General features: G+C 32.6%; 41 protein-coding genes, 2 tRNA genes and 1 riboswitch. Of the genes, 1 reads left to right on the forward strand and 42 read right to left on the reverse strand.

What is annotated here, in order from left to right:
* Window positions 1-150: 150 nt before the first annotated feature.
* The 36 genes from truA to rpsJ form a co-directional block, all read right to left on the reverse strand.
* The gene (gene truA / locus C4Q29_RS02100; RefSeq protein ID WP_103981181.1) at window positions 151-885 is read right to left on the reverse strand and encodes a tRNA pseudouridine(38-40) synthase TruA; all 735 of its coding nucleotides are present in this window, start codon (window positions 883-885) and stop codon (window positions 151-153) included.
* Window positions 882-1,679, reverse strand: coding sequence for an energy-coupling factor transporter transmembrane component T family protein (locus C4Q29_RS02105; protein WP_103981182.1), 798 nt, complete (start codon window positions 1,677-1,679; stop codon window positions 882-884). The genes truA and C4Q29_RS02105 overlap by 4 nt, the downstream gene beginning before the upstream one ends.
* Window positions 1,672-2,532 (reverse strand): energy-coupling factor transporter ATPase, encoded by an 861-nt coding sequence (locus C4Q29_RS02110; protein WP_103981183.1) that lies wholly within the window; start codon window positions 2,530-2,532, stop codon window positions 1,672-1,674. Before C4Q29_RS02110 ends, C4Q29_RS02105 begins: the two co-directional genes overlap by 8 nt.
* Window positions 2,529-3,335: an energy-coupling factor transporter ATPase gene (locus C4Q29_RS02115; protein ID WP_103981184.1), complete on the reverse strand. Its 807-nt coding sequence runs from the start codon at window positions 3,333-3,335 to the stop codon at window positions 2,529-2,531. Before C4Q29_RS02115 ends, C4Q29_RS02110 begins: the two co-directional genes overlap by 4 nt.
* Window positions 3,335-4,759 (reverse strand): L,D-transpeptidase family protein, encoded by a 1,425-nt coding sequence (locus C4Q29_RS02120; RefSeq protein ID WP_103981185.1) that lies wholly within the window; start codon window positions 4,757-4,759, stop codon window positions 3,335-3,337. Before C4Q29_RS02120 ends, C4Q29_RS02115 begins: the two co-directional genes overlap by 1 nt.
* 130 nt (window positions 4,760-4,889) lie before the next feature.
* Window positions 4,890-5,231 (reverse strand): 50S ribosomal protein L17, encoded by a 342-nt coding sequence (gene rplQ / locus C4Q29_RS02125; RefSeq protein ID WP_103981186.1) that lies wholly within the window; start codon window positions 5,229-5,231, stop codon window positions 4,890-4,892.
* A 22-nt stretch (window positions 5,232-5,253) separates the two neighbouring features.
* Window positions 5,254-6,207 (reverse strand): DNA-directed RNA polymerase subunit alpha, encoded by a 954-nt coding sequence (locus C4Q29_RS02130; RefSeq protein ID WP_103981187.1) that lies wholly within the window; start codon window positions 6,205-6,207, stop codon window positions 5,254-5,256.
* Between the two features lie 34 nt (window positions 6,208-6,241).
* Window positions 6,242-6,829, reverse strand: a complete 588-nt coding sequence (rpsD, locus tag C4Q29_RS02135; RefSeq protein ID WP_103981188.1) for a 30S ribosomal protein S4 — start codon at window positions 6,827-6,829, stop codon at window positions 6,242-6,244.
* A gap of 14 nt (window positions 6,830-6,843) precedes the next feature.
* Window positions 6,844-7,251 carry a 30S ribosomal protein S11 gene (gene rpsK / locus C4Q29_RS02140; RefSeq protein ID WP_103981189.1) on the reverse strand — a complete coding sequence of 136 codons (408 nt, stop codon included), beginning with the start codon at window positions 7,249-7,251 and terminating at the stop codon, window positions 6,844-6,846.
* Between the two features lie 10 nt (window positions 7,252-7,261).
* Window positions 7,262-7,606 (reverse strand): 30S ribosomal protein S13, encoded by a 345-nt coding sequence (rpsM, locus tag C4Q29_RS02145; protein WP_103981190.1) that lies wholly within the window; start codon window positions 7,604-7,606, stop codon window positions 7,262-7,264.
* 10 nt (window positions 7,607-7,616) lie between these two features.
* Window positions 7,617-7,730 carry a 50S ribosomal protein L36 gene (gene rpmJ / locus C4Q29_RS02150; RefSeq protein ID WP_071028065.1) on the reverse strand — a complete coding sequence of 38 codons (114 nt, stop codon included), beginning with the start codon at window positions 7,728-7,730 and terminating at the stop codon, window positions 7,617-7,619.
* A 9-nt stretch (window positions 7,731-7,739) separates the two neighbouring features.
* Window positions 7,740-7,955: a translation initiation factor IF-1 gene (infA, locus tag C4Q29_RS02155; protein ID WP_103981191.1), complete on the reverse strand. Its 216-nt coding sequence runs from the start codon at window positions 7,953-7,955 to the stop codon at window positions 7,740-7,742.
* On the reverse strand, window positions 7,936-8,247 hold the full coding sequence (locus C4Q29_RS06365) for a KOW domain-containing RNA-binding protein (protein ID WP_234994016.1): 312 nt from the start codon (window positions 8,245-8,247) through the stop codon (window positions 7,936-7,938). Before C4Q29_RS06365 ends, infA begins: the two co-directional genes overlap by 20 nt.
* 5 nt (window positions 8,248-8,252) lie before the next feature.
* Entirely contained in the window at window positions 8,253-8,894 is a 642-nt protein-coding gene (locus C4Q29_RS02165) for an adenylate kinase (protein ID WP_103981192.1), read from the reverse strand.
* A gap of 13 nt (window positions 8,895-8,907) precedes the next feature.
* Window positions 8,908-10,200 (reverse strand): preprotein translocase subunit SecY, encoded by a 1,293-nt coding sequence (gene secY, locus C4Q29_RS02170; RefSeq protein WP_103981193.1) that lies wholly within the window; start codon window positions 10,198-10,200, stop codon window positions 8,908-8,910.
* Complete coding sequence (rplO, locus tag C4Q29_RS02175; RefSeq protein WP_103981194.1) at window positions 10,200-10,649, reverse strand: 50S ribosomal protein L15; 450 nt, start codon at window positions 10,647-10,649, stop codon at window positions 10,200-10,202. The genes secY and rplO overlap by 1 nt, the downstream gene beginning before the upstream one ends.
* 10 nt (window positions 10,650-10,659) lie before the next feature.
* On the reverse strand, window positions 10,660-10,842 hold the full coding sequence (gene rpmD, locus C4Q29_RS02180; RefSeq protein ID WP_103981195.1) for a 50S ribosomal protein L30: 183 nt from the start codon (window positions 10,840-10,842) through the stop codon (window positions 10,660-10,662).
* Between the two features lie 9 nt (window positions 10,843-10,851).
* Window positions 10,852-11,352 (reverse strand): 30S ribosomal protein S5, encoded by a 501-nt coding sequence (gene rpsE, locus C4Q29_RS02185; RefSeq protein WP_103981196.1) that lies wholly within the window; start codon window positions 11,350-11,352, stop codon window positions 10,852-10,854.
* A 12-nt stretch (window positions 11,353-11,364) separates the two neighbouring features.
* On the reverse strand, window positions 11,365-11,727 hold the full coding sequence (gene rplR, locus C4Q29_RS02190) for a 50S ribosomal protein L18 (RefSeq protein WP_103981197.1): 363 nt from the start codon (window positions 11,725-11,727) through the stop codon (window positions 11,365-11,367).
* 14 nt (window positions 11,728-11,741) lie between these two features.
* Window positions 11,742-12,278: a 50S ribosomal protein L6 gene (rplF, locus tag C4Q29_RS02195; RefSeq protein ID WP_103981198.1), complete on the reverse strand. Its 537-nt coding sequence runs from the start codon at window positions 12,276-12,278 to the stop codon at window positions 11,742-11,744.
* Between the two features lie 21 nt (window positions 12,279-12,299).
* Window positions 12,300-12,692, reverse strand: coding sequence for a 30S ribosomal protein S8 (rpsH, locus tag C4Q29_RS02200; protein ID WP_103981199.1), 393 nt, complete (start codon window positions 12,690-12,692; stop codon window positions 12,300-12,302).
* A gap of 16 nt (window positions 12,693-12,708) precedes the next feature.
* Window positions 12,709-12,894: a type Z 30S ribosomal protein S14 gene (locus tag C4Q29_RS02205; protein WP_103981200.1), complete on the reverse strand. Its 186-nt coding sequence runs from the start codon at window positions 12,892-12,894 to the stop codon at window positions 12,709-12,711.
* Between the two features lie 13 nt (window positions 12,895-12,907).
* Window positions 12,908-13,450, reverse strand: a complete 543-nt coding sequence (gene rplE / locus C4Q29_RS02210; protein WP_103981201.1) for a 50S ribosomal protein L5 — start codon at window positions 13,448-13,450, stop codon at window positions 12,908-12,910.
* Between the two features lie 12 nt (window positions 13,451-13,462).
* Window positions 13,463-13,777 (reverse strand): 50S ribosomal protein L24, encoded by a 315-nt coding sequence (rplX, locus tag C4Q29_RS02215; RefSeq protein ID WP_103981202.1) that lies wholly within the window; start codon window positions 13,775-13,777, stop codon window positions 13,463-13,465.
* Between the two features lie 9 nt (window positions 13,778-13,786).
* The gene (gene rplN, locus C4Q29_RS02220) at window positions 13,787-14,155 is read right to left on the reverse strand and encodes a 50S ribosomal protein L14 (protein WP_103981203.1); all 369 of its coding nucleotides are present in this window, start codon (window positions 14,153-14,155) and stop codon (window positions 13,787-13,789) included.
* A gap of 31 nt (window positions 14,156-14,186) precedes the next feature.
* A complete protein-coding gene (gene rpsQ / locus C4Q29_RS02225; RefSeq protein WP_103981204.1) occupies window positions 14,187-14,441 on the reverse strand; it encodes a 30S ribosomal protein S17 in 255 nt (84 codons plus the stop codon).
* A gap of 3 nt (window positions 14,442-14,444) precedes the next feature.
* The gene (gene rpmC / locus C4Q29_RS02230) at window positions 14,445-14,651 is read right to left on the reverse strand and encodes a 50S ribosomal protein L29 (protein ID WP_103981205.1); all 207 of its coding nucleotides are present in this window, start codon (window positions 14,649-14,651) and stop codon (window positions 14,445-14,447) included.
* The gene (gene rplP / locus C4Q29_RS02235) at window positions 14,651-15,082 is read right to left on the reverse strand and encodes a 50S ribosomal protein L16 (RefSeq protein ID WP_103981206.1); all 432 of its coding nucleotides are present in this window, start codon (window positions 15,080-15,082) and stop codon (window positions 14,651-14,653) included. Before rplP ends, rpmC begins: the two co-directional genes overlap by 1 nt.
* Window positions 15,083-15,128: 46 nt before the next feature.
* Window positions 15,129-15,854 carry a 30S ribosomal protein S3 gene (gene rpsC / locus C4Q29_RS02240; RefSeq protein ID WP_103981207.1) on the reverse strand — a complete coding sequence of 242 codons (726 nt, stop codon included), beginning with the start codon at window positions 15,852-15,854 and terminating at the stop codon, window positions 15,129-15,131.
* Between the two features lie 8 nt (window positions 15,855-15,862).
* Window positions 15,863-16,198, reverse strand: a complete 336-nt coding sequence (rplV, locus tag C4Q29_RS02245) for a 50S ribosomal protein L22 (protein WP_103981208.1) — start codon at window positions 16,196-16,198, stop codon at window positions 15,863-15,865.
* A 12-nt stretch (window positions 16,199-16,210) separates the two neighbouring features.
* On the reverse strand, window positions 16,211-16,498 hold the full coding sequence (gene rpsS, locus C4Q29_RS02250) for a 30S ribosomal protein S19 (RefSeq protein WP_103981209.1): 288 nt from the start codon (window positions 16,496-16,498) through the stop codon (window positions 16,211-16,213).
* A gap of 16 nt (window positions 16,499-16,514) precedes the next feature.
* Complete coding sequence (gene rplB, locus C4Q29_RS02255) at window positions 16,515-17,348, reverse strand: 50S ribosomal protein L2 (protein WP_103981210.1); 834 nt, start codon at window positions 17,346-17,348, stop codon at window positions 16,515-16,517.
* Window positions 17,349-17,364: 16 nt separating this feature from the next.
* A complete protein-coding gene (rplW, locus tag C4Q29_RS02260; RefSeq protein ID WP_103981211.1) occupies window positions 17,365-17,658 on the reverse strand; it encodes a 50S ribosomal protein L23 in 294 nt (97 codons plus the stop codon).
* On the reverse strand, window positions 17,658-18,281 hold the full coding sequence (rplD, locus tag C4Q29_RS02265) for a 50S ribosomal protein L4 (RefSeq protein WP_103981212.1): 624 nt from the start codon (window positions 18,279-18,281) through the stop codon (window positions 17,658-17,660). Before rplD ends, rplW begins: the two co-directional genes overlap by 1 nt.
* Window positions 18,282-18,295: 14 nt before the next feature.
* Window positions 18,296-18,928 carry a 50S ribosomal protein L3 gene (rplC, locus tag C4Q29_RS02270; RefSeq protein ID WP_103981213.1) on the reverse strand — a complete coding sequence of 211 codons (633 nt, stop codon included), beginning with the start codon at window positions 18,926-18,928 and terminating at the stop codon, window positions 18,296-18,298.
* A gap of 108 nt (window positions 18,929-19,036) precedes the next feature.
* Window positions 19,037-19,348, reverse strand: a complete 312-nt coding sequence (rpsJ, locus tag C4Q29_RS02275; RefSeq protein ID WP_103981214.1) for a 30S ribosomal protein S10 — start codon at window positions 19,346-19,348, stop codon at window positions 19,037-19,039.
* 874 nt (window positions 19,349-20,222) lie between these two features.
* On the opposite strand from rpsJ, the gene C4Q29_RS02280 reads away from it, so the two are divergent.
* Window positions 20,223-21,014 carry a hypothetical protein gene (locus C4Q29_RS02280; protein WP_103981215.1) on the forward strand — a complete coding sequence of 264 codons (792 nt, stop codon included), beginning with the start codon at window positions 20,223-20,225 and terminating at the stop codon, window positions 21,012-21,014.
* A gap of 337 nt (window positions 21,015-21,351) precedes the next feature.
* Here C4Q29_RS02280 and C4Q29_RS02285 read toward each other — a convergent pair.
* From C4Q29_RS02285 to C4Q29_RS02310, 6 genes are all read right to left on the reverse strand, one after another.
* Window positions 21,352-21,436, reverse strand: a tRNA-Leu gene (locus C4Q29_RS02285).
* Between the two features lies 1 nt (window position 21,437).
* Window positions 21,438-21,512, reverse strand: a tRNA-His gene (locus C4Q29_RS02290).
* Window positions 21,513-21,655: 143 nt separating this feature from the next.
* Window positions 21,656-22,663, reverse strand: a complete 1,008-nt coding sequence (locus C4Q29_RS02295; protein ID WP_103981216.1) for a hypothetical protein — start codon at window positions 22,661-22,663, stop codon at window positions 21,656-21,658.
* Window positions 22,664-22,882: 219 nt separating this feature from the next.
* On the reverse strand, window positions 22,883-23,509 hold the full coding sequence (udk, locus tag C4Q29_RS02300) for a uridine kinase (protein WP_103981217.1): 627 nt from the start codon (window positions 23,507-23,509) through the stop codon (window positions 22,883-22,885).
* An 8-nt stretch (window positions 23,510-23,517) separates the two neighbouring features.
* Window positions 23,518-24,219 (reverse strand): pseudouridine synthase, encoded by a 702-nt coding sequence (locus C4Q29_RS02305; RefSeq protein ID WP_103981218.1) that lies wholly within the window; start codon window positions 24,217-24,219, stop codon window positions 23,518-23,520.
* Window position 24,220: 1 nt separating this feature from the next.
* On the reverse strand, window positions 24,221-24,829 hold the full coding sequence (locus tag C4Q29_RS02310) for an ECF transporter S component (protein WP_200813102.1): 609 nt from the start codon (window positions 24,827-24,829) through the stop codon (window positions 24,221-24,223).
* A 100-nt stretch (window positions 24,830-24,929) separates the two neighbouring features.
* Window positions 24,930-25,041: riboswitch (FMN riboswitch) on the reverse strand.
* Window positions 25,042-25,045 lie beyond the last annotated feature (4 nt).

A 25,045-nucleotide genomic window follows, 5' to 3' on the forward strand; every position in this document is an offset into this window, starting at 1 on the left:
TCCGCTGTAGAGGTAGCGGTCTTGTTTCTTCGACGATTTCTGTTTCGCACATCGACGCTGCGAATTTGGATCGTAGATATTTAAAAAGAATTAAGATTCTTTTCAAATACTTATATAGTATATAAAAATAATGCTTTAAAGTCAAGTATTTTAGTAGCTTACATCCATTAAATATAAACCTTGGGGACCATAAGTTTTAGCAGCTCTTGTTACTTTTCCTTCAAATATTTCATCTATATAAGAAATATCCCTAAATCCTCTGCCTATATCAATCAATAAGCCTGACATGATTCTAATTTGATTATGCAAGAAGCTTTGTCCTGTGAATTCAAAATATATATCATCTAGATTTTCAACAATTACAATCTTATCTATAGACCTTACACTGTTGACTTCTTCCTTCTTATAATCTGACCACTTCATAAAGGCTCTAAAATCATGGAGACCTTCAAGTTTTTTGGCAGCTTCTTTTATTTTATTTATATCCAAATCGTATTTTACATAAGTTTTATAATTTCTGTAGAATGGGTAGTCTTCCCTACTTATTACATACCTATAAGTCTTATTTTTAGCATCAAATCTAGCATGAAAGTCATAATCAACTTCTTCAGCTTCAATAATTTTTATATCATCTGCTATATACTTTCTTAGTTTATATTTGAAAGCCTGCCCTGGTAAAGAAGTTTCAATCCTAAAATTGACTATATGTTTGTAAGCATGAACACCTGCGTCAGTCCTGCCACAGGGAATTATATTTACCTTTTCTTTAGTAACTTTATATATGGCCTTTTCTAATTCTTCTTGGACTGTTCTTTTATCAACTTGCCTTTGAAATCCATGAAAATTAGCTCCATCAAAAGAAATTGTAAGCTTTATATTTTTCATAGGTATCTACTTCCAAGCGCTACTGCTATATAAAAGGCCATAACTGAAATAAATATGAAAATATCTTTTTTTGTTAAAACTAAAGGATTTAACCTAGTCCTACCTTCAGAACCTCTATAACCTCTTGCTTCCATTGCTATGGCTAATTCTGATGCCCTTCTAAAAGAGTTTATAAATAAAGGCACCAAAAGTGGAATCATGGACTTGGCTTTCTTAAATATATTTCCAGAATCAAAATCAGCTCCCCTAGCCAATTGAGCCTTCCTTATTTTGTTAGCCTCATCAAATAAAGTTGGGATAAATCTTAAGGCTATTGAAATCATCATAGCAAGTTCATGGGCTGGGAATTTTATTATTTTTAATGGACTAAATAGAGATTCTAAACCGTCTGTAAGTTTTGTTGTTGAAGTTGTAAGTGTTAAATAGGAGGTTCCTATTATTAATAATATTAATCTAACTCCAATAAATACAGCTCTTTCTATACCTTCATAGGTAATTGTCAATCCCCAAAAACTGTATAGTTCTCTACCTGGTGTCGCAAATAAATGTATGATGGTTGTAAAAGCTAGTATGAATATAATTGATTTTAAAGATTTTAATATCTTAAAAAAGTTTAGATTCGCTACTTTTACTACCAAAAGTACAAAAGCAAACATAGGTATGAAGAATAATAAGTCCTGAATCAAAAATAGGAATATCATATAAAATATAACCAGTAAAATTTTGACCCTTGGATCAAGTTTATGAACTAAACTATCTCCAGGTATATATTGTCCTAAAGTCATATTATTCATGATTATCTCCTAACTGTCCAATCAACTCTTGGTAGGCTTCTTCAACAGTAATAATTGTTTTAGAAAACTTATAACCTTTTTCTTCTAACAGCTTTGTTGCCCTAGTAATTTGCGGCACGTCTAAGCCTATCTTGTCTAATTCTTCATCCATAGAGTAAATTATTTCTGGTCTATCATCAGCAAATACCTTACCTTGATTCATAACTATAACTCTATTTGCTACCTTAGCTATATCTTCCATGGAATGTGAAACAATGATAACCGTCATATCATCTTCAGAATCATAGATGTTTTTTATTTCACTTAAAATTTCATCACGACCTTCTGGGTCTAATCCAGCAGTAGGCTCATCTAAAATCAAATATTGTGGTTTCATAGCAAGTATAGAAGCTATGGCTACTCTTCTTTTTTGACCACCTGAAAGTTCAAAGGGAGATTCATCCTTAAATTTCTCATAAGATAGGCCAACTTTTTCCATAGAATCCTTAACTCTTTTAGTAATTTCTTCTTCAGAAAGTCCTAGATTTTTAGGTCCAAATGCAATATCCAAAGCTATAGTTTCTTCAAATAATTGATATTCTGGATATTGAAATACCAAACCGACATTTTGTCTTATCTTCTTTAATTTATCCTTATGATCTTCTGATACTTCTTGTCCATCTACAGTAACTTTCCCACCACTTGCATAAAGTAAACCATTGAAAAGTTGAGTAAGTGTAGACTTACCAGATCCAGTATGACCTATAATCCCTATAAATTCATTTTTATCAATTTTTAAGTTAATATTGTCTAGGGCAGGTCTTTTATTGCCCTGCCCATAGTCATATCTTACATTTTTTAATTCAATACTCATAAACTATCTACCAATTCTTCTATAGTTAATATTCCATCTGGCAAATCTATCCCCTTATTTTTCAGCATAAATGCTAAATCGCTTACTTGAGGTACATCTAAACCATATTCTTTTATCTTATCTACTTGAGAAAATACTTCTTTTGGATTTCCACTTAAAACAACTTGTCCTTCATTTATTACTATTACTCTGTCTGATAGAACAGCTTCATTCATAAAGTGAGTTATATTGATAACAGTCTTTTTATCTTCTTTGTTTAGCTTCAAAGCATGGTCTATAACTTCTTTCCTACCTGTAGGATCAAGCATAGAGGTAGGCTCATCAAAAACAATAAGGTCTGGATCCATAGCTAAAACTCCTGCTATGGCAACTCTTTGCTTTTGTCCACCGGATAGCATATGGGGAGCATGAAGTTTGAATTTTTCCATTCCTACTGTTTCTAAAGCCTTATCAACTCTTTGTCTTAATTCTGGATTTTCAATCCCTAGGTTTTCTGGTCCAAAGGCAACGTCCTCTTCCACCACGGTTGCCACTATTTGGTTATCAGGATTTTGAAATACCATTCCAACTTTTCTTCTCAACTCCCAAACATCTAAATCCTTACTATCTTGACCATCAATCAATACCTGGCCACTTTCAGGATATATTTGGGCATTTAACAATTTAGCAATAGTTGATTTTCCTGAACCATTTTTTCCCAATATAGAGATAAATTCTCCAGTATTTATCTTAAGGTTTATACCTTTTAATATATCTTCACCATCTTCATCATATTTAAATCTTACATTTTTTAATTCTATCATTATTGTGCATCCATTGTAGCTTCACCGTCTCTAATCATTTGTTGTTTCTCAAATTCTGTTGGAGAATTATTAGTTGTAGACTCATAAGTAACTACCGGTGTTAAGTAAGGTGTATTTTCAAATACTGTCTTAGTATCTTCCAAATTCATGGCTATACATGAATATGTCCCATTATAAGTATATACATTACCACCAAATTCAGTCCTATTTACTCTATCGTGTATACCTGATCCAGTCCAACCAATAGGCATGAAGTAATGAACATGAGTTTCATAACTACTTCCATTTGGGTTTGTACCTCTTAAGTAACGGTCTTCTTCTCTTGACCAAACTTTATTTACCCCTACTGGTGTAGCTAATCTTCTATCAGAAGCCATACCAGTAACTACTGGCGCTTTGATCACTAATTCTCCATTTTTATATAACCATAAGGTTTGTCTTGAGATGTCTATTTCTATATAAGTATCACCAATATCATCTTTTTTCCTGATATTTCCTTCATGGTTATAAACTATTTCTACATTACCTGATTCTCCCTTATCCATCATGGCAATTAGATTATCCATTGTCTTGTCAACATTCATTTGCCATCCATAAATACCACCAGGCACAGTTATTTCCCCAATATCTGTAGCATTAAATTTTCTTTCCTTTGCATAGGTATCTGTTGCATGGGCTATGTCTGCTATATATTTTCTTAATTTAACTTTATTTAGCTTACCGCCTTCTTCGTCATACATTGCAATTAATTCACTTCCCTTTAATTGCCAGTCTCTATCTTCAAAATCAAATTTATAAGTATTTTCAGCTATTTTTTTGATCTTGTTAAAGTTTTCTATAAAATCCTTATCTTCCTTAGTAACTTTAGGAAGAATATATTCATCTTCTAATTTAATCTCGTCAGCATTTTGTGAGATAGCTTCTTTAACATTAGCAAATAGTTTGTCCTTATCAATAAGGTTTCCATTCACCTCTTCCTTGATAATTAATTCATCATTAACAAATTCAAAACTAGCATCTTGTGGTTCTTGAACATTTTTGAACAAATCGGACTTATCTAAAATATTTTTCAACTTTTCTTCATCCATTTTTGCATCGTATTTTACTTCATAATTGTGTTTTTCAAATACTTCAATTGGCCAAAGGTATGGAATGTTTTTTATATCTGGTTTTTCTTCTAAATTTAATTCTAAGTCAATGTCCTTAGCATTTATATCAAAACTGTCTTTATCTTTTGGTATGATTGTAATCTTATTAGTTTCGGGATTTATATCAAATACACTTTCTTTTAATACTAAAGCCTTATCTTTACCATTTACCTGTAGATTAGGATAAGTATAAAAGTAAAAATATACTAACCCTGATAAATAAACAATTCCTAAAAGGATAGCAATTGTCATTAATATCTTTTTTAATTTACTCATTATAATATCTCCTTATTAAAGACTCTTTACAATTATACCACATTAGCTTATTTTTTAAGTAATAAAAAAGATCTAGAAAGTAAATTTCTAGACCTTAGATCTCTAATTTAATATTTTAAAAGAACTCAAATTAAACTAATTCTAAAATTGCCATTTCACTAGCATCGCCTCTTCTTGGTCCAAGTTTTAGAACTCTGGTGTATCCACCATTTCTATCCTTGTATTCTGGGCCATATTCAGAAAATAGTTTTTCTACTGTTTCTTCATTGTATAGGTAAGCTAACGCTTGACGTCTTGAATGTAAGTCACCTTTTTTAGCCAATGTTATCATCTTGTCAGTCATTCTTTGAGCTTCTTTAGCTCTTGTTACTGTTGTTTTGATGCTACCATTTTCTAATACTGATTGTACAAGGTTTCTTAGCATTGCAGTACGGTGGTCAGTTCTTCTACCTAATTTTCTTAAATTTGACATACTGCCTCCTATAATTATCTCATTAAGATTGTAGTTCTAATCCTAAGCTTTCAATTTTTTCTACAACTTCAGTAAATGATTTCTTACCAAAGTTTTTGATCTTCTTAAGTTCATCTAGTGGAGTAGCAACAATTTCACCTACTGTGTTAATTTCTGCTCTCTTTAGACAATTGAATGCTCTTAGACTTAAATCTAGCTCTTCAAGTGTAAGTGAAAGTAATTCTTCTTCTTCATTAATTTCTTCTTCTTCGTCTTCTTCAACTTCTACTACTTCTTCTAAGTTTGGTAGTTCAGTAAAGAAGTCTAAGTAATTAATTAATATTTCAGCACCTTTAGCTACTGCTTCTTGAGGTGTTAAAGTACCATTTGTGGTAACTTCTAAAATTAATTTATCATAATCAATGACTTGTCCTACTCTTGTATTTTCAACAATGTAGTTAACTTTACTTACAGGAGTAAATGATGAGTCTATCGCAATAACTCCAATTGGAGCATCTTCTTCCTTATTTTGATCAGCTACAGAGTAACCTGTACCATCTATCACTTTTAAGTCAAGATTAATTGATCCTTCTTCATTAACAGTTGCTATATAGTGGTCTTTGTTAACTATTTCAAGATTTGCATCACCACTTATATCAGCAGCTGTAACAATCTTTGGTCCCTTAACATCAAGCCTCAAGTTGATAGGTTCTGAATCTTCAACTAGTTTCTTAATAGCTACACCCTTAAGATTTAATATAATTTCAGGAACATCTTCGATAACTCCTTTTACACTAGTAAATTCATGAAGTACACCTTCGTCGAATTTTATACTAGAAATAGCGCTACCTGGTAATGATGACAGAAGTACCCTTCTCATACTATTTCCTAGAGTTGTTCCGTAACCTCTTTCTAATGGAGAGATTACAAAACGACCCTTGTTATTTGTTTCATCGAATTCTAATATTTCTATTTTAGTATTTAGCTTTTCTATCACGGATTAGCCTCCTGTGCTTTACGCTATTATGCTATTATTTTGAATACAACTCAACGATTAATTGTTCATCTATTTCAAAGTCGATATCTTCTCTAGTTGGTAAAGAATTTACCTTACCTTCTAATTTTTCAACATCTACTGAAACCCATTGTGCTTGATTCCACACTTTGTCTTCAGTTTCTTTAAATACTCCGTTGTTTCTAGATTTTTCTCTAACTGTGATTACATCACCAGCACTTACTTGGTATGAAGGTACGTCAACCTTTTTACCATTTACTAAGAAATGACCGTGTGATACTAATTGTTTTGCTTGGCTTCTTGTTTTAGCAAAGCCCATTCTATAAACAACATTATCTAATCTTAATTCTAATAATTGTAGTAAGTTTTCACCAGTAATGCCTGACATTTTTTCAGCCTTAGCATATAATCTTCTAAATTGTTTTTCTAGAATACCATAAACAAATTTAGCTTTTTGTTTTTCTTGTAATTGTAAGCCGTATTCGCTTAATTTACCAGATCTTTGTTTAGGATTTCTATTTGTTTTTTTATTATATCCTAGTACTTGTGGTGCAACACCCAAAGTTTTTGCTCTCTTAAGTACTGGTCCTTTATATCTTGCCATTATCAATATCCTCCCTATACTCTTCTTTTCTTTGGTGGTCTTGTACCATTGTGAGGTATTGGAGTAACGTCTTTAATCTTTGTAATTTGCAAACCTGCTGTTGTTAAAGCTCTGATTGCAGATTCTCTACCTGAACCAGGTCCCTTAACGTAAACTTCAACTGATTTTAAACCATGTTCCATAGCTTTTCTTGCTGCTTCTTCAGCTGCTTCTTGTGCTGCAAATGGAGTAGATTTTCTAGATCCTTTGAAACCTAATTGACCAGCTGATGACCATGAAATAGCATTACCATTCATGTCAGTCAACATTACCATAGTATTGTTAAATGTAGAATTAATGTATGCTTGGCCACTTTCGATTTGCTTACGATTTCTTCTTCTTACACGAGTTTGTTTACCACGTGCATTTTTTGCTTTTGCCAAATTCTACCCCCTATTTCTTCTTACCTTTACGAGTTCTTGAGTTGTTCTTTGTGTTTTGTCCTCTAACAGGTAGGTTAGCTTTATGTCTACGTCCTCTGTATGAGTTGATTTCACGTAGTCTCTTGATGTTCATGCTAACGTCTCTTCTTAAATCACCTTCTAGAGTATAACCGTCAACAACGTCTCTTATTGTTTGTAATTCGCTTTCTGTTAAATCTTTTACTCTTGTATCAGGATTAACACCAGCTTTTTCTAATATTTCATTTGATCTTGATCTACCAATTCCGTAAATATAAGTCAATCCAATTTCAACTCTTTTTTCTCTTGGTAGGTCAATTCCAGCTATTCTTGCCAAATTGCGCCCCCTAACCTTGTTTTTGTTTGTGTTTTGGATTATCGCAAATTACCATAACTTTACCTTTACGTCTGATAATTTTGCATTTTTCACACATTTTTTTAACTGATGGTCTTACTTTCATATAATCCCCCTATTTCTTTCTCCAAGTAATTCTTCCTTTACTTAGGTCGTAAGGTGACATTTCTACTGTTACTGTATCACCTGGAAGAATTCTAATATAATTCATTCTTAATTTACCTGAAATGTGAGCTTGGATTTGATGTCCATTTTCTAATTCTACGGTAAATATTGTATTTGGTAATGCTTCTACTACTTTACCTGTAACCTCAATAACATCTTTCGACATTGATAAGCGCCTCCTCTTTAAGCTTTATCTTTCTCTTAATATATTCATTAGTAAGAGTATTTTCCAGTTTATCTTTTTCAAAGTCGTCTATAATATCATTTATTTTTTGTAAATGTTTTTTGTTCTTTTTCTTAGGTTTAGAAAGTGTTTTATACTTTCCATCTACCACCAATAGGTAATCCTCATCTACAAGTTCATATACGATATAAAGCTTATCTTTATCCCTTCCTTGTTTTGATCTACAAAACTGTCCAAGATACAAATCAGTTTTACTTTCTTTATTAAATCTCATATGAATTACTTCAGAGAATTTCTTACATGTTCATACACTACATCGATATCTTCATTACCGTCAAATCTAGCAAGTCTACCAGATTTTTCGTAATAATCAATGAGTGGTGAAGTTTGTTCATTATAAACTTCAATTCTATCTCTAGCGGTTTCTTCATTATCGTCAGGTCTTTGGACTAGCTCGTTACCGCATACATCACATATTCCTTCCACTTTTGGAGGAAGATTTTTTACATGATATGTTGCTCCACAGTTTTTACATACTCTTCTACCTGAAATTCTTTCGATTAATACATTAACATCTGCATCAACTAGGATAACTTCTGTGACTTCTTTATTATTTTCTTCTAGCCACTTGTCCAAAGCTTTAGCTTGATTAATATTTCTTGGATAACCATCCAGCATAAATCCTGCTGGTGTATTCTCTTTTGATAAGGTTTCAAATACCAACTCATTTGTTAGCTCATCTGAAACTAATTCGCCTTTAGCTATTATGTCTTTAACCTTCAAGCCTAAATCTGTTTCTTCTTTAATATTTTTTCTAAATATATCTCCAGTAGAAATGTGATTTACCTTAAACTCATCTACTATAAGCTTAGCTTGTGATCCTTTACCAGCTCCTGGAGGTCCTAATAATATTAATATCATCTATTTACCCCTTTTATTTGTTTAAGAAACCTTTGTAGTGTCTCAATTGCATCATTGCTTCTAATTGTTTTTGTGTCTCAATTATAACACCAACTGCGATGATGATTGATGTTCCACCTAGTGTCATATTGATATTTAAGAAGTAGGATAATAATCTAGGTAGGGCTGCAACTAAGCCTAATCCTATAGCACCTATTAAAGTAATTCTACTTACTATGCTTCCTAAATAATCTGTTGTTGGTTTTCCTGGTCTAATACCTGGGATGAAACCACCATTTTGTTGTAAGTTCTTTGAATATTCGTATGGGTTAAATTGAATAGTATTGTAGAAGTATGCAAATAGGATAACTAATGCAAACAATACTATTACATAAAATATTGTTCCAAATGCTGTTGTAGGAACTAAATATTTATTTACGAAATTAGCAAATCCACCACCTATTATCAAGGCTAAAGTTTGTGGTAATGCCATTATAGCTGATGAGAAAATTACAGGCATAACACCACTCATGTTTACCTTTAGAGGTATATGAGTAGATTGTCCACCGTACATTTTTCTACCAACAACTCTTTTAGCGTATTGTACTGGTATTCTTCTTTCACCATTTGTTAAGTATAGTACGAAAATGATTGAAATCAATGAAAGTACTAGTGTAAATATAAATTTATACCATTCATAACCAGCTACTCCATTTGATATACCATTTATCCATCCAATTATAACATTTGGAATTCTTGATATGATTCCGATGAAGATAATCATTGAAACACCATTACCAATACCTTTTTCTGTTATTAATTCACCAATCCAAATTAAGAATTGTGATCCTGCAACTAAGGAAAGTATAACTATTAACTTTGGTAGGGTTCCTGAACCATTGAAAATTCCAATAGCATCATTAAATATCCCTAATACTATACCAATTGCTTGTAATACAGCCAAAGCTAAAGCTACATATTTTGTAATGTTTTGTATTTTTTTTCTACCTGCTTCACCTTGTTTTGACAATTCTTCAAGTGCTGGTATAGCAAATGTAAGTAATTGTACAACGATAGATGAAGTAATGTATGGGCCAACCCCTAAAGCAAATACTGAAAGTGATTCTAAACCACCACCAGTAATAGTATTAACTATACCTAATAGGGATCCGGCTGTTCCTTCATAGATTGACTTAACAACCTGTACATTTACAAAAGGAAGTGGCAATATGTTACCTAATCTAAATACTGCCAACATCATTAATGTAAATAGCATTTTCTCTCTTAAATCTTTAATCTTCCAAGCATTAGCGAATGTCTTTAACATTAGATCACCTCTGCCCTTCCCCCTAGAGCATTAATTTTCTCTTCTGCAGATTTAGAGAATTTTTGGGCTTTAACTATTAACTTCTTGTCTAATTCACCTGAACCTAATACTTTAACACCATCTTTTGCCTTAGCTTTTTTAACTAAGCCAGTTTCGAATAATAATTCTGGTGTTACTTCTGTACCGTCTTCAAAGTTATTTAATTGATCTAAGTTAATGATACCGTAAGATTTTGCAAATCTATTTGTAAAACCTCTTTTTGGTAATCTTTGGAATAGTGGCATTTGTCCACCTTCAAATCCTGGTCTTACTGATCCACCTGATCTTTGTTTTAGACCCTTGTGACCACGACCTGATGTTTTACCCCATCCAGATGCGTGTCCACGACCAATTCTTTTTCTATCTTTAACTTTTCCACCTGGTGCTGGTTTTAAATCATGTAATTTCACTATGCACCTCCTATTCAACTTCTTTAACTTCTAGCATGAAGTCAACTGCTTTCACCATACCTAATGTTGATGGTGTAGCTTCTCTAACAACAGTTTGTCCAATTTTCTTTAATCCTAAAGCTTGAACTGTTTTTCTATGTTTTTCAATTCTACCAATTGTAGACTTAACAAGTTTAATTTCTATTTTAGCCATGTCAACCTCCTAGTTTAGTATTTCTTCAACACTTTTACCACGAAGTCTTGCTACTTCTTCAACAGTTTTAACACTTGATAAACCTTGTAATGTTGCATTAACAACACTCTTAGCATTAGCAGATCCTAAAGACTTAGCACGAATATTTTGTATACCTGCAAGCTCACATACAGCACGAACTGCACCACCTGCGATAATACCTGTACCTTCTTTAGCCGGTTTTAACAATACTAAACCTGCTCCTTTTTCACCATAAATTTCGTGAGGAATTGTACCATTTACTATATTGATATCTATTGCATTTTTCTTTGCGTCTTCTACACCTTTTCTAATAGCTTCAGGAACTTCATTAGATTTACCGATTCCTACACCAACTGTTCCTTTTTTATTTCCAACAACCACTAGTGCAGAAAATCTCATTGTTCTACCACCCTTAGCTACTTTTGTAACTCTGGCTATATCAACAACTTTTTCTTCAAATTCTGATTGATTTCTCTTATTATTTGCCATGTATCCTCCCGACTAGAATTTCAAACCAGCTTCTCTTGCTGATTCCGCTAGTTCTTTAACTTTGCCGTGATAAATATAACCTGATCTATCGAATACAACTTCTTCTACACCCTTATCTAAAGCTCTTTTAGCAACTAATTCACCAACTTTTTTAGCTGATTCAACATTAGCTGTTAATTTTTCTCCAGATAATTCTTTATCTAAAGTTGAAGCACTTGCTAAAGTAACTCCGTTAACATCATCAATAATTTGTGCGTAGATGTTTGCATTACTCTTGTATACATTTAATCTTGGTCTTTCAGGAGTACCACTTAAGTTTTTTCTAACTCTTGAGTGTCTAGCTTTTCTACTTATACTTTTATTAAATCTTGCCATTACTTACTCCTTTCTTATTTACCAGTCTTACCAACTTTTCTTCTTACATATTCGTCTGAGTATTTTACACCCTTACCTTTATATGGTTCTGGTGGTCTGAATCCTCTAATCTTTGCTGTATAGTCACCAACTAATTGTTTGTCTATACCAGATACAACGATTGTTCTTTCATTTGGAACTTCTGTAAGAATACCTTCTGGATCCTCTAATAAAATAGGATGTGAGTGCCCTAATGATAGGTTTAGTTTGTTACCTTGTTTTTGAGCTCTGTATCCTGTACCTACTATTTCTAATTGTTTTTTATATCCTTCTGTAACTCCAACTACCATGTTGTATACTAAAGTTCTGTATAAACCATGTAAAGATCTATCATTTTTTGAGTCTGAAGGTCTTTCGACAACTAATTCTTTATCTTCAATTTTAATATTGAAACCACTGCCAACTTTTTGACTTAAATTTCCTTTTGGTCCTTTAACTTCTACTAGACCATCGTTAAATTTAATTTCAACTCCAGCAGGGATTTCGATTGGTTTATATCCAATTCTTGACATATTCTCCTCCTTGTTGAAATACTACCAAACGTAGCAAATCACTTCGCCGCCAACAGTTTCTTTTCTAGCTGATTTATCTGTCATAACACCTTTTGATGTTGAGATAATAGCTGTTCCTAGTCCGTTTAATACACTTGGTACATCTTGTGAACCAACGTAAACTCTACGGCCTGGTTTTGAAATTCTCTTTAATCCTGAGATAACTCTTTGGTCATCTACATATTTTAAATCTATTGTTATCATACCTTGTTTGTCGTCTTCAGTTACATTAAAACCTTTGATGTAACCTTCGTCTAGTAAGATTTGTGCAAGGTCTTTTTTCATATTAGAAGCTGGAACTTCTACTGACTTATGTTTAGCCAAGTTCGCATTTCTAATTCTTGATAGCATATCTGCTATTGGATCAGTCATCATACTTAGTTACCTCCTCTTACCAGCTAGCTTTCTTTACACCAGGTATTTCACCCTTGTAAGCTAGTTCTCTAAAACATATACGACAAACCCCGTATTTCTTTAATACAGAATGTGGTCTACCACAGATAGAGCACCTACTGTATTGTCTTGTAGAAAACTTTGGTTCTCTTTTTTGCTTTGCAATCATTGATTTTTTTGCCATATTAACTCCTAACTTATTTTGCGAATGGCATACCTAGTTTTGCTAGTAATGCTCTTCCTTCTTCGTCAGTTTCAGCTGTTGTAACAATTATGATATCCATACCTCTAATTTGTTCAACTTCATCAAATACAATTTCAGGGAAAATCAATTGTTCCTTGATACCTAAAGCATAGTTACCTCTACCATCAAATGACTTTGGAGAAACTCCTCTAAAGTCTCTAACTCTTGGTAAAGCAATGTTTACTAATTTATCAAAGAAGTCTTCCATTTTTTGTCCTCTTAATGTAACTTTTGTACCAATTGGTTGACCTTCTCTTAATTTGAAGTTAGATACAGATTTTTTAGCTTTAGCTATAACAGGTTGTTGACCTGTAATTTTTCTTAACTCTTCTACAGCTGATTCTAATAGTTTAGCATTGTCTTTAGCTTCACCTAATCCAATGTTTATAACTATTTTTTCTAGTTTTGGAGCCTGCATAACATTTTTGTAGTCAAACTCTTTTACTAATGCAGGTAAAACTTCTTCTTTATATAATGTTTTTAATCTAGAAGCCATTTGATCTCCCTTCTACTTATCTAATTTTTCGCCAGATTTTGTAGAAACACGAACTTTCTTACCATCTTTTGTAACTTCTGTTCTTGTTCTTACACCTCTACCTAGCTTTTCATCGTATAATAGAACATTTGATGCGTTGATTGCACCTTCTGATTCTACTATACCACCTGGTTGTGTAGCTGATCTTGGTTTTTGGTGTTTAACTTGTACGTTTACACCTTCAACTATAACTCTGTTTTCTTTTGGGAAAGCAACTAAAACTTTACCTACTTTACCCTTATCTTTTCCTTTTATAACTTGAACTTTATCACCAGTTTTTATATGCATATTTTCCTCCTATAATACTTCTGGAGCTAATGATATGATTTTCATAAATCCATCTGCTCTAAGCTCTCTTGTTACAGGTCCAAAAATACGTGTACCAGCTGGGTTCTTGTCTTCTTTGATAATTACTGCTGCGTTATCATCAAACTTGATGTATGATCCATCTTTTCTAGATATACCAGATTTAGATCTAACTATAACAGCTTTTACAACAGAACCTTTTTTAACTACTCCACCTGGTGTTGCACTCTTAACTGAGCAAACTACTACGTCTCCGATATTTGCGTATTTTCTCTTTGATCCGCCTAAAACTTTTATAACTAGTAGTTCTTTTGCACCTGAATTGTCTGCAACTCTCATACGTGTTTCTTGTTGAATCATTTGATCCTCCCTTTCCAGAAATAAAAGTTTATTACTTAGCTTCTTCTAGAATTTCAACAAGTCTATATCTCTTTGTTTTTGATAAAGGTCTTGTTTCCATTACTAAAACTTTGTCACCCACTTTTGCGGAATTGTTTTCATCGTGAGCTTTTATCTTCTTACTTCTATTTAAATATTTCTTATAAACTGGATGCTTAATTTTGTTTGTTATTTCAACAGAAATTGTTTTATCCATTTTGTCAGAAACAACTAAACCAATTACAGTTCTTCTTGTATTTCTTTCCATTTATTAAGCCTCCCTATTTAAGTTTAACTTTCTTTCTGTAATTATTGTTTTAACTCTTGCAATATCTCTTTTTACTTGACCGATAGAACTTATATTTTCAATTTGTCCTGTAGCTTGTTGGAATCTTAAGTTAAATAATTCTTCTTTTAGGCTAACTAATTTACTATCAAGTTCTTGGTCTGATAATTTTCTTATTTCTTTAGCTTTCATTAATTTGCGCCCTCGCTTTCTGGACCTGTACGGCTAACGAATTTTGTTTTGATTGGTAATTTAGCTGCTGCTAGTCTAAATGCTTCTCTAGCAACTTCTTCTGAAACTCCAGCCATTTCAAACATAATTCTACCTGGTCTAACTACTGCAACCCAATATTCAGGTGCACCCTTACCAGAACCCATTCTAACCTCTGCAGGTTTTTTAGATACTGGTTTATCTGGGAAAATCTTTATCCAAACATTACCACCTCTTTTGATGTATCTTGTCATCGCTCTTCTGGCAGCTTCGATTTGATTTGATGTTATCCAGTGTGGTTCTAATGCTTGTAAGCCATATTCACCATAAGTGATTGTATTACCTCTTTGAGCGTTTCCTTTCATTCTGCCTCTATGAACTCTTCTACGCTTAACTCTTTTAGGCATTAGCATATTATATCCTCCTTCAACCAATTAAGAAAATTGGTGATAATCTCTATTATCTATCGTTATTTCTACTTCTTCTATTTTTTCCTCTGTTGTTGTTTCTTCTGTTTCTTGAGAATTTTGGTTTTGGATTATCTACAGCTTTATCTCCTGGTAATACTTCACCTCTGTAAATCCATACCTTAACACCTAACTTACCATATGTTGTATCTGCTTCTGCAAATCCGTAGTCTATGTCAGCTCTAAGTGTTTGTAGAGGAATTCTACCTTCTGAATAACCTTCTGTTCTAGCCATGTCAGCACCATTTAATCTACCAGAAACTTGTGTTTTGATACCTTCAGCTCCTGCTTTCATTGTTCTTTGGATAGCTTGTTTCATAGCTCTTCTAAAAGTAATTCTTCTTTCTAAATCTGCAGCGATTTGTTCTGCTTGTAATTGAGCACTTACTGCAGTGTCTAATACTTCTTCAACATTAACGATAACTTGTTTACCAGTCATTTTTTCTAGTTTATTTTTGATTTCTTCTACACCAGCACCACCTTTACCGATGATCATACCTGGTTTAGCTGTATAAACTGAAACTTTAATTCTATTTGGAGTTCTTTCTATATCAATTTTAGAAATTCCTGCTTCGTATTGATCTTTTTTAACAACTGTTCTGATCTTGTTATCTTCAGCTAATAACTGTGGAAAATCTTTCTTGTCTGCGAACCATTTTGAATCCCAGTCTTTGATAACTCCAACTCTCATTCCGTGTGGATTAACTTTTTGACCCATTATTCCTCCTAGTTCTCTTCTGTAACTGTCACACCGATGTGTGATGTTCTCTTAAGTATTGGATATGCTGAGCCTTTTGCTTTAGGTCTAATTCTTTTCATTGTTGGACCGTCATTTGCCCAGGCTTTTGCTACTACTAAATTTTCTCTGTCAAGATTGTGATTGTTTTCAGCATTTGCTATAGCTGATGTCAATACATCTGCAAGAATTTTAGCACCTTTTTTAGGAGTGAATCTTAAGATGTTTAATGCTTCATCCACGTTCTTTCCTACTATTTCTCTACAGATAAAATGAACTTTTAACGGAGAAATACGTACGTATTTTGCTTCTGCTCTTACTTCCATTCTATCCTCCTATTAACCCTTCTTCACTGAACTTGTTTTGTCTGATTTAGCATGTCCTCTGTAGGTTCTTGTTGGAACAAATTCTCCTAATTTATGACCTACCATATCTTCTGTGATATAAACTGGAACATGTTTTCTACCATCGTGAACAGCTATTGTGTGTCCTACGAATTGTGGAAATATTGTTGATCTTCTTGACCATGTTTTGATAACTTTTTTATCATTTGCTTCATTTAAAGCTTCAACTTTATTCATTAAATGTTCGTCTGCAAATGGTCCCTTTTTCAGAGATCTACCCATTTATTACCTCCCGGATCTATTTACCTTTTCTTCTTCTTATAATGTATTGATTTGATTTCTTCTTACTATCTCTAGTCTTAACACCACGTGATTTCTTACCCCATGGAGTCATAGGTTGAGGTCTACCAACAGGAGCTCTACCTTCACCACCACCGTGAGGGTGATCTACAGGGTTCATTGCTGAACCTCTTACGTGAGGTCTTCTTCCTAGATATCTTGACTTACCAGCCTTACCTAAAGTAACTAATTCGTGTTCTGTATTACCTACTTGACCGATTGTAGCTTTACATCTGATATCTATTCTTCTTATTTCACCGGATGGTAATCTTACGATACCGAATTTACCTTCTTTACCTGATAATTGTGCTTCAGCACCAGCTGTTCTAACTAATTGTGCACCCTTACCTGGTTTTAATTCTATATTGTGAATTGTTGTACCTACTGGTATATCTTTTAATTGTAATGCATTACCTACTTGGATATCTGCATCTTGACCAGATTCAACTGTTGCACCAACTTTTAATCCTCTTGGAGCTATGATATATCTCTTCTCACCATCTACATAGTGGATTAGAGCTATATTAGCTGTTCTGTTTGGATCATATTCTATAGATGCTACTTTTCCTGGTACGCCGTCTTTATTTCTCTTAAAATCAATTATTCTATATTTTCTCTTGTTTCCGCCACCTCTGAATCTGGTTGTAGTTCTACCATGGTTGTTTCTACCACCTGATCTTTTCAATGGAGCTGTTAATGATTTTTCTGGTTTTGTCTTTGTGATTTCTTCAAAAGATAAAACTGACATTGAACGAAGCCCAGCAGAAGTTGGTTTATATTTTTTTATAGCCATTTGATCCCCCTAACTCTTATAGTTCACCAAATAATTCAATTTCTTTTGAATCATCTGTTAATGTAACTATTGCTTTTTTCCAGTCAGATTTCTTTCCTGTAATCATTCCGTGTCTTGTTGATTTACCCTTCATATTGATGGTATTTACTTTTTTAACTTTTACATTTTCAAAGATTGCTTCTACAGCTTCTTTGATTTCTGACTTGTTAGCTTTTCTATCTACTTTAAATACATATTTGTTTTCATCAGTCAACTCCATTGATCTTTCTGATACAACAGGTGCGATGATTATATCGTAAGGTGATTTCATTATGCGAATACCTCCTCTGCCTTATTGATTGCAGCTTCTGTCATAACTAATGAATCGTGTTTTACTAAGTCGTATACGTTCATATTGTTTACAACAACTACTTCTACGTTTGGTATATTTCTAAATGATTTATATACATTTTCATTAGCTTCAGCAACTACTAAGTAAGCCTTGTTTTTAGCATTGATTGCTTGTAAAACATTTTTAGCTTCTTTTGTACTGATGCTATCTAAGTTTAAGTCGTTTAATACGATTAATTCTTCATCTAATACTTTTGTTGTAAGAACTGATTTTAATGCTAGTCTCTTAACTTTCTTTGGTAATGTGTATGAATAATCTCTTGGTTTTGGAGCAAATACCACACCACCACCTCTCCATTGAGGAGATCTGATTGAACCTTGTCTAGCTCTACCTGTTCCTTTTTGTCTCCAAGGTTTTTTACCACCACCTCTAACTTCTGCACGAGTTTTAGCTGATTGTGTACCTTGTCTTTTGTTTGCTAAATGATTTTTAACTACTTCGTAAACTGTATGTTCGTTAACTTCTACCGCGAATAGTGATTCTGGTAAATCTAATGAACTAACTTTGTTTCCTTTAATATCTAATACATTAACGTTAGGCATTTACTATCTCCTTCCTATTTAGAAGCCTTTCTAGCTTCTTTTACAGTTACTAGTCCGCCCTTAGGTCCTGGGATAGCACCCTTGATAAGTAATAGATTCTTATCTTCGTAAATTTTAACTATTTGTAGGTTTTGTACTGTAACTCTATCATGACCCATCTTACCTGAGCCTTTTCTACCTTTAAATACTCTAGCAGGATATGAACCAGCAGATCTAGCACCAGCTACTCTGTGTGATTTTGAACCGTGTGATTCTGGTCCTCTTCCATAATTATGTCTCTTAATAGCACCTTGTGTACCCTTACCTTTTGATGTACCAATTACATCAACGATGTCATTTTCTTCAAATGCATCAACTTTAATCTCTTGTCCGATTTCATATTGGCTTGGATCTTTAACTAGGAATTCTCTTAAATGTTTCTTTAATTCAACCCCAGCTTTTTCAAAGTGTCCTTTCATTGGCTGGTTAGAATGTTTTTCTTTTCTTTCTAAATAACCAACTTGGATAGCATTGTAACCATCATTTTCTAATGTTTTTATTTGCGTAACAACAATTGGGCCAGCTTCAACTACTGTAACAGGTGTTACTACACCATTTTCATCAAATAATTGAGTCATTCCCAATTTTCTTCCTAAAATACCTTTCATATTTTCCCCTTTCTTATAGCGGATTGCTAATTACTTTTTGGACAAGTTATATATAAGGAAACTTATTTTAACTTGCTGCGTTAAACGCCTTTAGCAATCATTCTAAGCTTAAAGCTTGATCTCGATATCTACACCAGCTGGTAGATTTAATTTTTTAAGAGCATCTAATGTCTTAGCATTTGGATTAACAATATCTATTAATCTCTTGTGTGTTCTTTGTTCAAATTGTTCTCTTGAATCTTTGTACTTGTGAACCGCTCTTATAATAGTAACTTTTTCTATTTCTGTAGGTAGTGGAATTGGACCTGAAACTTCCGCACCACTTCTCTTACATGCATCTACGATTTTTTCTGCTGATGAATCAATTACTTCGTGATCATAAGCTCTCAATCTTATTCTGATTTTTTGTTGTTTTGCCATTTTTCCTCCTATGTTTGGTAGCCATACTCTTATCCGGGTGTACTAAACCCAATCATTAAAAAAAGCGATGCTACCTCGCTCAAAATTTTTCTTGAACTAACTCCGTGCGAATTACCCTTAAAAAGCCCGTAGAAGTAAGCTTTCTAAGCAACCTCTCACATCGTCGCTAAAATTAGTACTTGATTATATTACTAAATTTGTAGAGATTAATCAAGTTTATTGGTTTTTTTTTTTATTATTTTGAAATGTGTTAAGTTTTTGTAATAATTATGTTTTGAGGTAGTCGATTGGAGCTGATTTTGGTGGTTTTGTTTTTTGTATCGGCTGCTTGCGGCTGGAGTTTGGGTCAATTTTAAGTTTTACTTCTCCGATCACGACATATTAAGATTGTATTTCATGCAAATTTCAGACTTTTATTCTCTTGTTATGATATCTCAAGCTTACGTTTCATGTGTATTCAACACTTTGCTTCCACTGTCATGATATTTAAGCCTTCGTTTCATGTGTATTCAATGCTTTTCTTCTACTGTCATTATATCTCAAGCTTGCGTTTCATGTGTATTCAACACTTTGCTTCTACTGTCATGATATCTCTAGCTTACGTTTCATGTGTATTCAACACTTTGCTTCCACTGTCATGATATCTCAAGCTCGCGTTTCATGTGTATACAACACTTTTCTTCTACTATCATGATTTACACATTCTGCATGTCATGTGTGTATTCAACCTACCTACTCCTGTCATGATTTCTTCACAAATATTCATCAAACATCATTTTAACTACATATTTGTATATAAGTTATATTAAATATTCTTAATAATGTTGACAGTTTATTTTTTCGATTTTGTCTTATACTTTTTTTAGGAGATATTATGACTAATATAAAAAATGAATTAAAAAAACTAAGAATACTATATAAATCACTCATCGAGAAAAACGATAAATACCTCAAGCTTTATGTTGAAGGTTATATAACTATAAATAAAAAGAATGATAGTGTTTACTTCTATCACAATTATTACAAAGATGAAAAGTTAATTAGAGAATATATTAAACATCAGGAAATTGATTTAATAAAAAATTTAACTCAAAAGCAATATTCTAAAAGAATCGCTTCAAAGTTAAACAAAAGATACAATTTGCTAGACAAATTAATTGATAGTTTTGATGATGTTGATGAATACGAAAAACTACCAGATTGCAAAAAAGATCTAGTCGACCCAGTCTTTCCAAATTACGATAAAACTGTTAAAGAATGGTACAAAACAGGCTACAAAAAACTCGATTTCAACAATGAAAATAAACACTACTTGACTAATAAAGGAAAAAAAGTCAGGTCTAAAAGCGAAAAAATTCTAGCCGACTTATTTTCGAGCAAAGGAATCTTGTATAAATACGAAGCTCCCCTACAGATTAACAATTTCACAATATATCCCGACTTCACTTTTATAAGTCCATATAATATGGAAGAAATATATTGGGAGCATTTTGGAATGGTTGCTAATGAAAATTACGCTCTTAATATGATAAAAAAATTAAGTTTATATGAGATGAATGGCATAAGGCTTGGAAAGAATTTAATCATAAGTATGGAATCTGCAAATTCTGGTTTGGATTTGGAATGGATCGAGAGTAATATTGATTTTTATTTACTGAAAAAATAAGTATAGTTACATACTAAATGATTTCTATCAAAGATAGGAAAATTCAAATTAAATGAATGTATATTTTATATATTACAGATAAAACAAAAAAGTCTAGAAATTACACCTAGTCTTTTAAGCATTTTTACGCCTTTATTTATGGGATTTATATTTATAAAAAAGCTACAAATTAGCTACAAATTGCTTAATTTTTCCTATATTCTACTCTTTTTATTCATTTCACATTAATTTTTATACAAAATAACAAAAACACTTAATCAGCTGTATCTTAGCATCCATTCCGTTTACAAGCTATAAGCACATAAAAAAAGCTTGACTAAATAGTCAAGCTTTTTACTGGTGCGGATGAGAGGAATCGAACCCCCACATCTTGCGATACTAGATCCTAAGTCTAGCGCGTCTGCCAGTTCCGCCACATCCGCATGGGGTGGATAATGGGATTTGAACCCACGGTACCTGGAACCACAATCCAGTGCCTTACCCCTTGGCTATATCCACCATACATTAATCGTACCTATATAATATACAAAATTATATTTACTTTGTCAAGCTTTTTATTAAATAAAGAAAAAGAGAGCTGAAAAATCAACTCTCTCTTCTACTAGAAGAAATAAATATTTATATCTCTAAAGATTTTTTAATTATTTTCTTTTATTCTTGTTAGCTAATAATGTTGCTCCACCTGCTAATGCAAATGAAATTACTGACATTGCAATACCAGCGTCAGCTGTTTTTGGTGCTCCACCTTTAGCATTTTCTACTGAACCAGTTTGTGTACCTTTATCTTTTGAACCAGTTTGTGTACCTTTGTCTTCTGAACCTGTTTGTGTACCTTTATCTTCTGAACCTGTTTCTGTTTCTGTTCCTTTATCTTCTGAACCTGTTTCTGTTTCTGTTCCTGGTGTTGTAGCATCTGGTGTTGTACCTTCTTCACCAACTTTGTTTTTATCAGTATTACCGTATTTATCAACTTCTGGAACATTGTTGTTTAATGTTTCTGTGTTTGCTGCAGCTGTTAATTCTAAGTAATCTGAAGCAAAGTCTTCTGCATTATAAGTATCAGCATTTGGGAATTCTTTTAAAATCATATCTAAAATTAACGCTTTAGTTGCTGCTGCATCCCAGTGATCTTCTCTAGCTAATGCTGCTTTATATTTAGCTAATGCTTTTTGATATTCTTTTGAAGCTGCTAATTTTTGCATAGCATATTTTGTTTGGTCTTCAATTCTGTATGCTTTGTATAATTGTTCAGATTTATCTGCCCATTCTTTTTCATTTTTAGCAGTATCATCTGTCATTTTTGGTTTTTCTACTCTTGAAGAAGCATCTTCTGGTTTTGTTGTTTTTGATAATTCTTCTTCTCTTTTTTCTTTTTCTTTTTCTTCTTTTTCTTTCTTTTCTTGTTCTTTTGCCCAATCGCCCCATCTATCGTCTTCTTGGTTGTCTAGAACTTTTTCATTTTCTTTCTTTTCTTCTTTTGTTTCTTCTTTATTATCTTTTGATAATTCTTTTTCAAATTGATCCCAAGCATCTTCATATTTTTTTTCTGCTTCTTTAACTGGATCCACTTCGTTAGCTTTAACAACAGGAGCTACAACTAAAGTTAAAGCTACACCCATTGCTAATGCTCTTTTTAATGTATTTTTCATTATTCCTCCCTAGTTTTTTAATGTCAACATTCTTCTAGTTAATTAGAATATACTATATTTTTCGTCAAAAGTATAGTTATTTTTTTTTTTTTGATATTTATACTTTGATTTATTAACTTTAATTAATATTTTGACAATTTGCACTGAGCTTAAAAAATAAAAAAACTAGCCTTCTCATAGTTGTCTAAAAACAACGATTTAAGGCTAGTTTACTAACTATTATTCTTCTTCATTATCCACTAATCTAGATATATTATTCATCAACATTTCGATAGCTATATGATTTTGACCACCATATGGAATGATGATATCTGAATATTTTTTATATGGTTCTACAAAAAGTTCATGCATGGGTTTTACAGTTTCTCTGTATTGAGAAATTACGGATTCTAGGGTCCTACCTCTTTGGACAACATCCCTTTGAATTCTTCTAAGAATCCTTTCATCAGAATCGGTTTGCACATAAATTTTTATATCCATGGCATCTCGAAGTTGTTTGTTTTCTAATATCAAGATTCCTTCTATAACTATAACCGGTTTTGGTTGTACGGTAACTACTTCATCAGACCTATTGTGAACTGTATAGTCATACACTGGTCTTTTTATCGAATGACCATTTTTTAGCTTTTTAACATGCTTTATCATAAGTTCTGTATCAAAAGCATTTGGATGGTCATAGTTAAGTTCTGTTCTTTCTTCATAAGTAAGGTCGTCATGTGACTTATAATAATCATCATGAGCCAATACCACTATGTCGTTATCAAATTTCTTTTTTATTTCATTTACTATTGTAGTTTTACCTGAAGCTGTACCACCACAAACACCTATTATAAGTACTTTATCCATAAAAACTCCTATGCCTCTTCTAAATTGATAACTTCCTCTTCTGTCAATTCTCTATATTGTCCCAAATCTAGATTTTCATCTAATATTAAAGAACCAATACTAATTCTTTTTAAGTATACTACATTTTTCCCTAAAGAAGATAGCATCCTTTTTACTTGATGGTACTTTCCTTCTTTAATATAAACATAAGCTTCATAGTCAGAAATGATTTCTAAGTTTGCAGGCAAGGTTAAATATTGTTCATTTTCCAAATATATACCTTGTCTAAATGAAGTTATATCAGCTTCTTCAAGCTTGTTATCTACTTTTGCATAATATTTCTTCACTACATTTTTTTTAGGTGATAAAAGATCATGGGCAAGCCTGCCATCATTGGTAAGTAAAACTAAACCTTCCGTATCCTTATCTAATCTTCCAGCAGGGAAAATATCCTTGTTGTGATATTTTTCATCAAGCAAGTCTATTACTGTATCTTCCCTATCTCTAGTTGCAGAAATCACTCCTTGAGGCTTATTCATCATAATATAAGTATATTCTTTATATATAATTTCTTCATTATTAAATTTTACTATATCTTCATTTTCTTTTACTTGAAATGTAGGCTTTGTAATAACTTGATTATTTATAAGCACATAGCCTTTTTTAATATAGTCTTTTACTTCTTTTCTTGATCCTATTCCCATATTGGATAGGTATTTGTCTATACGCATATTAGTATTTTTTCATCAGTCTTGAAACTTTCTTATAGGTTAAGAATGTTACAAGAGCATTTAAAAATCCTTTCACTAAGTTGAACGGTATTATAGATATTACCAACATGTCCTTGAAGTTTTTCACACTTTCTAAAGGTACAAATTGAGCAAATTCATCTAAGCTCTTGCCCATTATCTTTCCATACATTGGAAATATGATGAAATAATTTGATAAGCTAGCAATTACTGTCATAACTAAAATACCAAGACCAAGGCCTAATAAAGCACCTTTCATGGTCTTTTTTCTATTATACACAAGTGATGAAACTAAAACAAAGCTAATCCCTATGATGGTATTTGATAATTCTCCAACATAGGCTGTTGTTGTCCCATTTAGCATTAGGTTTATAAGGTTTTTCAATATTACTGTCAAAACACCTGAAACCGGACCTAATATAAAGCCTGACATAAGTGTACCTATGTCCGCAAAGTCAACAGTCATAAATGACGGTGCAAAAGGTAAAGGGAATTTAAACAGCATTAAAACTCCCGATATAGCTGCAAATATAGCCATCTTAGCCATATTATCTATTGACAACAAATTACTTCTACTAATGTTTCTTTCCATTTCTTCCTCCCAAATATCTTTTTTTGGGCTTTTAAAAAATAAAAGCCCCGATACTTCGGGGCATGTTTGAAAATCATTATTGTACGTCAAAAACGTTTAACAATACCTTCTCTCATCCAGACTCTACTGTCGGTATTGGAATTTCACCAATTCAGCTTGCGCTCGCGGACTTTACCGCCGGTCGGGAATTACACCCTGCCCTGAAGATACTTTAAT

It is taken from the genome of Helcococcus massiliensis, assembly GCF_900258485.1.
GTDB classification, from domain to species: Bacteria; Bacillota; Clostridia; order Tissierellales; family Peptoniphilaceae; genus Helcococcus; species Helcococcus massiliensis.

Excerpts from the sequence above, each read along its gene's own strand:
- C4Q29_RS02105 (WP_103981182.1), bottom strand. The coding sequence starts at position 1,679 with ATGAATAATATGACTTTAGGACAATATATACCTGGAGATAGTTTAGTT.
- rplQ (WP_103981186.1), bottom strand. The coding sequence starts at position 5,231 with ATGTCAAATTTAAGAAAATTAGGTAGAAGAACTGACCACCGTACTGCA.
- rpsE (WP_103981196.1), bottom strand. The coding sequence starts at position 11,352 with ATGGCAAATAATAAGAGAAATCAATCAGAATTTGAAGAAAAAGTTGTT.
- rplE (WP_103981201.1), bottom strand. The coding sequence starts at position 13,450 with ATGGCTTCTAGATTAAAAACATTATATAAAGAAGAAGTTTTACCTGCA.
- C4Q29_RS02205 (WP_103981200.1), bottom strand. The coding sequence starts at position 12,894 with ATGGCAAAAAAATCAATGATTGCAAAGCAAAAAAGAGAACCAAAGTTT.
- rpmJ (WP_071028065.1), bottom strand. The coding sequence starts at position 7,730 with ATGAAAGTAAGACCATCAGTTAAAAAAATGTGTGAAAAATGCAAAATT.
- rpsS (WP_103981209.1), bottom strand. The coding sequence starts at position 16,498 with ATGGGTAGATCTCTGAAAAAGGGACCATTTGCAGACGAACATTTAATG.
- rplW (WP_103981211.1), bottom strand. The coding sequence starts at position 17,658 with ATGAAATCACCTTACGATATAATCATCGCACCTGTTGTATCAGAAAGA.
- rplC (WP_103981213.1), bottom strand. The coding sequence starts at position 18,928 with ATGAAAGGTATTTTAGGAAGAAAATTGGGAATGACTCAATTATTTGAT.
- rplX (WP_103981202.1), bottom strand. The coding sequence starts at position 13,777 with ATGCATATAAAAACTGGTGATAAAGTTCAAGTTATAAAAGGAAAAGAT.
- C4Q29_RS02110 (WP_103981183.1), bottom strand. The coding sequence starts at position 2,532 with ATGAGTATTGAATTAAAAAATGTAAGATATGACTATGGGCAGGGCAAT.
- rpsJ (WP_103981214.1), bottom strand. The coding sequence starts at position 19,348 with ATGGCAAAACAACAAAAAATCAGAATAAGATTGAGAGCTTATGATCAC.
- truA (WP_103981181.1), bottom strand. The coding sequence starts at position 885 with ATGAAAAATATAAAGCTTACAATTTCTTTTGATGGAGCTAATTTTCAT.
- udk (WP_103981217.1), bottom strand. The coding sequence starts at position 23,509 with ATGGATAAAGTACTTATAATAGGTGTTTGTGGTGGTACAGCTTCAGGT.
- rplF (WP_103981198.1), bottom strand. The coding sequence starts at position 12,278 with ATGTCAAGAATTGGATATAAACCAATCGAAATCCCTGCTGGAGTTGAA.
- infA (WP_103981191.1), bottom strand. The coding sequence starts at position 7,955 with ATGTCGAAAGATGTTATTGAGGTTACAGGTAAAGTAGTAGAAGCATTA.
- C4Q29_RS02295 (WP_103981216.1), bottom strand. The coding sequence starts at position 22,663 with ATGAAAAATACATTAAAAAGAGCATTAGCAATGGGTGTAGCTTTAACT.
- rplP (WP_103981206.1), bottom strand. The coding sequence starts at position 15,082 with ATGCTAATGCCTAAAAGAGTTAAGCGTAGAAGAGTTCATAGAGGCAGA.
- C4Q29_RS02115 (WP_103981184.1), bottom strand. The coding sequence starts at position 3,335 with ATGATAGAATTAAAAAATGTAAGATTTAAATATGATGAAGATGGTGAA.
- rplR (WP_103981197.1), bottom strand. The coding sequence starts at position 11,727 with ATGGCAAGATTTAATAAAAGTATAAGTAGAAAAGCTAGACACTCAAGA.
- rplV (WP_103981208.1), bottom strand. The coding sequence starts at position 16,198 with ATGGAAGTAAGAGCAGAAGCAAAATACGTACGTATTTCTCCGTTAAAA.
- rpmD (WP_103981195.1), bottom strand. The coding sequence starts at position 10,842 with ATGGCTAAAATAGAAATTAAACTTGTTAAGTCTACAATTGGTAGAATT.
- rpsH (WP_103981199.1), bottom strand. The coding sequence starts at position 12,692 with ATGATGACTGATCCAATAGCAGATATGCTATCAAGAATTAGAAATGCG.
- rplN (WP_103981203.1), bottom strand. The coding sequence starts at position 14,155 with ATGATTCAACAAGAAACACGTATGAGAGTTGCAGACAATTCAGGTGCA.
- C4Q29_RS02120 (WP_103981185.1), bottom strand. The coding sequence starts at position 4,759 with ATGAGTAAATTAAAAAAGATATTAATGACAATTGCTATCCTTTTAGGA.
- rpsC (WP_103981207.1), bottom strand. The coding sequence starts at position 15,854 with ATGGGTCAAAAAGTTAATCCACACGGAATGAGAGTTGGAGTTATCAAA.
- rpmC (WP_103981205.1), bottom strand. The coding sequence starts at position 14,651 with ATGAAAGCTAAAGAAATAAGAAAATTATCAGACCAAGAACTTGATAGT.
- C4Q29_RS02165 (WP_103981192.1), bottom strand. The coding sequence starts at position 8,894 with ATGATATTAATATTATTAGGACCTCCAGGAGCTGGTAAAGGATCACAA.
- rplD (WP_103981212.1), bottom strand. The coding sequence starts at position 18,281 with ATGCCTAACGTTAATGTATTAGATATTAAAGGAAACAAAGTTAGTTCA.
- C4Q29_RS02305 (WP_103981218.1), bottom strand. The coding sequence starts at position 24,219 with ATGCGTATAGACAAATACCTATCCAATATGGGAATAGGATCAAGAAAA.
- rplB (WP_103981210.1), bottom strand. The coding sequence starts at position 17,348 with ATGGCTATAAAAAAATATAAACCAACTTCTGCTGGGCTTCGTTCAATG.
- C4Q29_RS02310 (WP_200813102.1), bottom strand. The coding sequence starts at position 24,829 with ATGGAAAGAAACATTAGTAGAAGTAATTTGTTGTCAATAGATAATATG.
- secY (WP_103981193.1), bottom strand. The coding sequence starts at position 10,200 with ATGTTAAAGACATTCGCTAATGCTTGGAAGATTAAAGATTTAAGAGAG.
- rpsD (WP_103981188.1), bottom strand. The coding sequence starts at position 6,829 with ATGGCAAGATATAAAGGACCAGTACTTAAGAGAGCAAAAACTTTGGGT.
- rpsQ (WP_103981204.1), bottom strand. The coding sequence starts at position 14,441 with ATGGAAAGAAATACAAGAAGAACTGTAATTGGTTTAGTTGTTTCTGAC.
- C4Q29_RS06365 (WP_234994016.1), bottom strand. The coding sequence starts at position 8,247 with ATGAGATTTAATAAAGAAAGTAAAACTGATTTGTATCTTGGACAGTTT.
- C4Q29_RS02280 (WP_103981215.1), top strand. The coding sequence starts at position 20,223 with ATGACTAATATAAAAAATGAATTAAAAAAACTAAGAATACTATATAAA.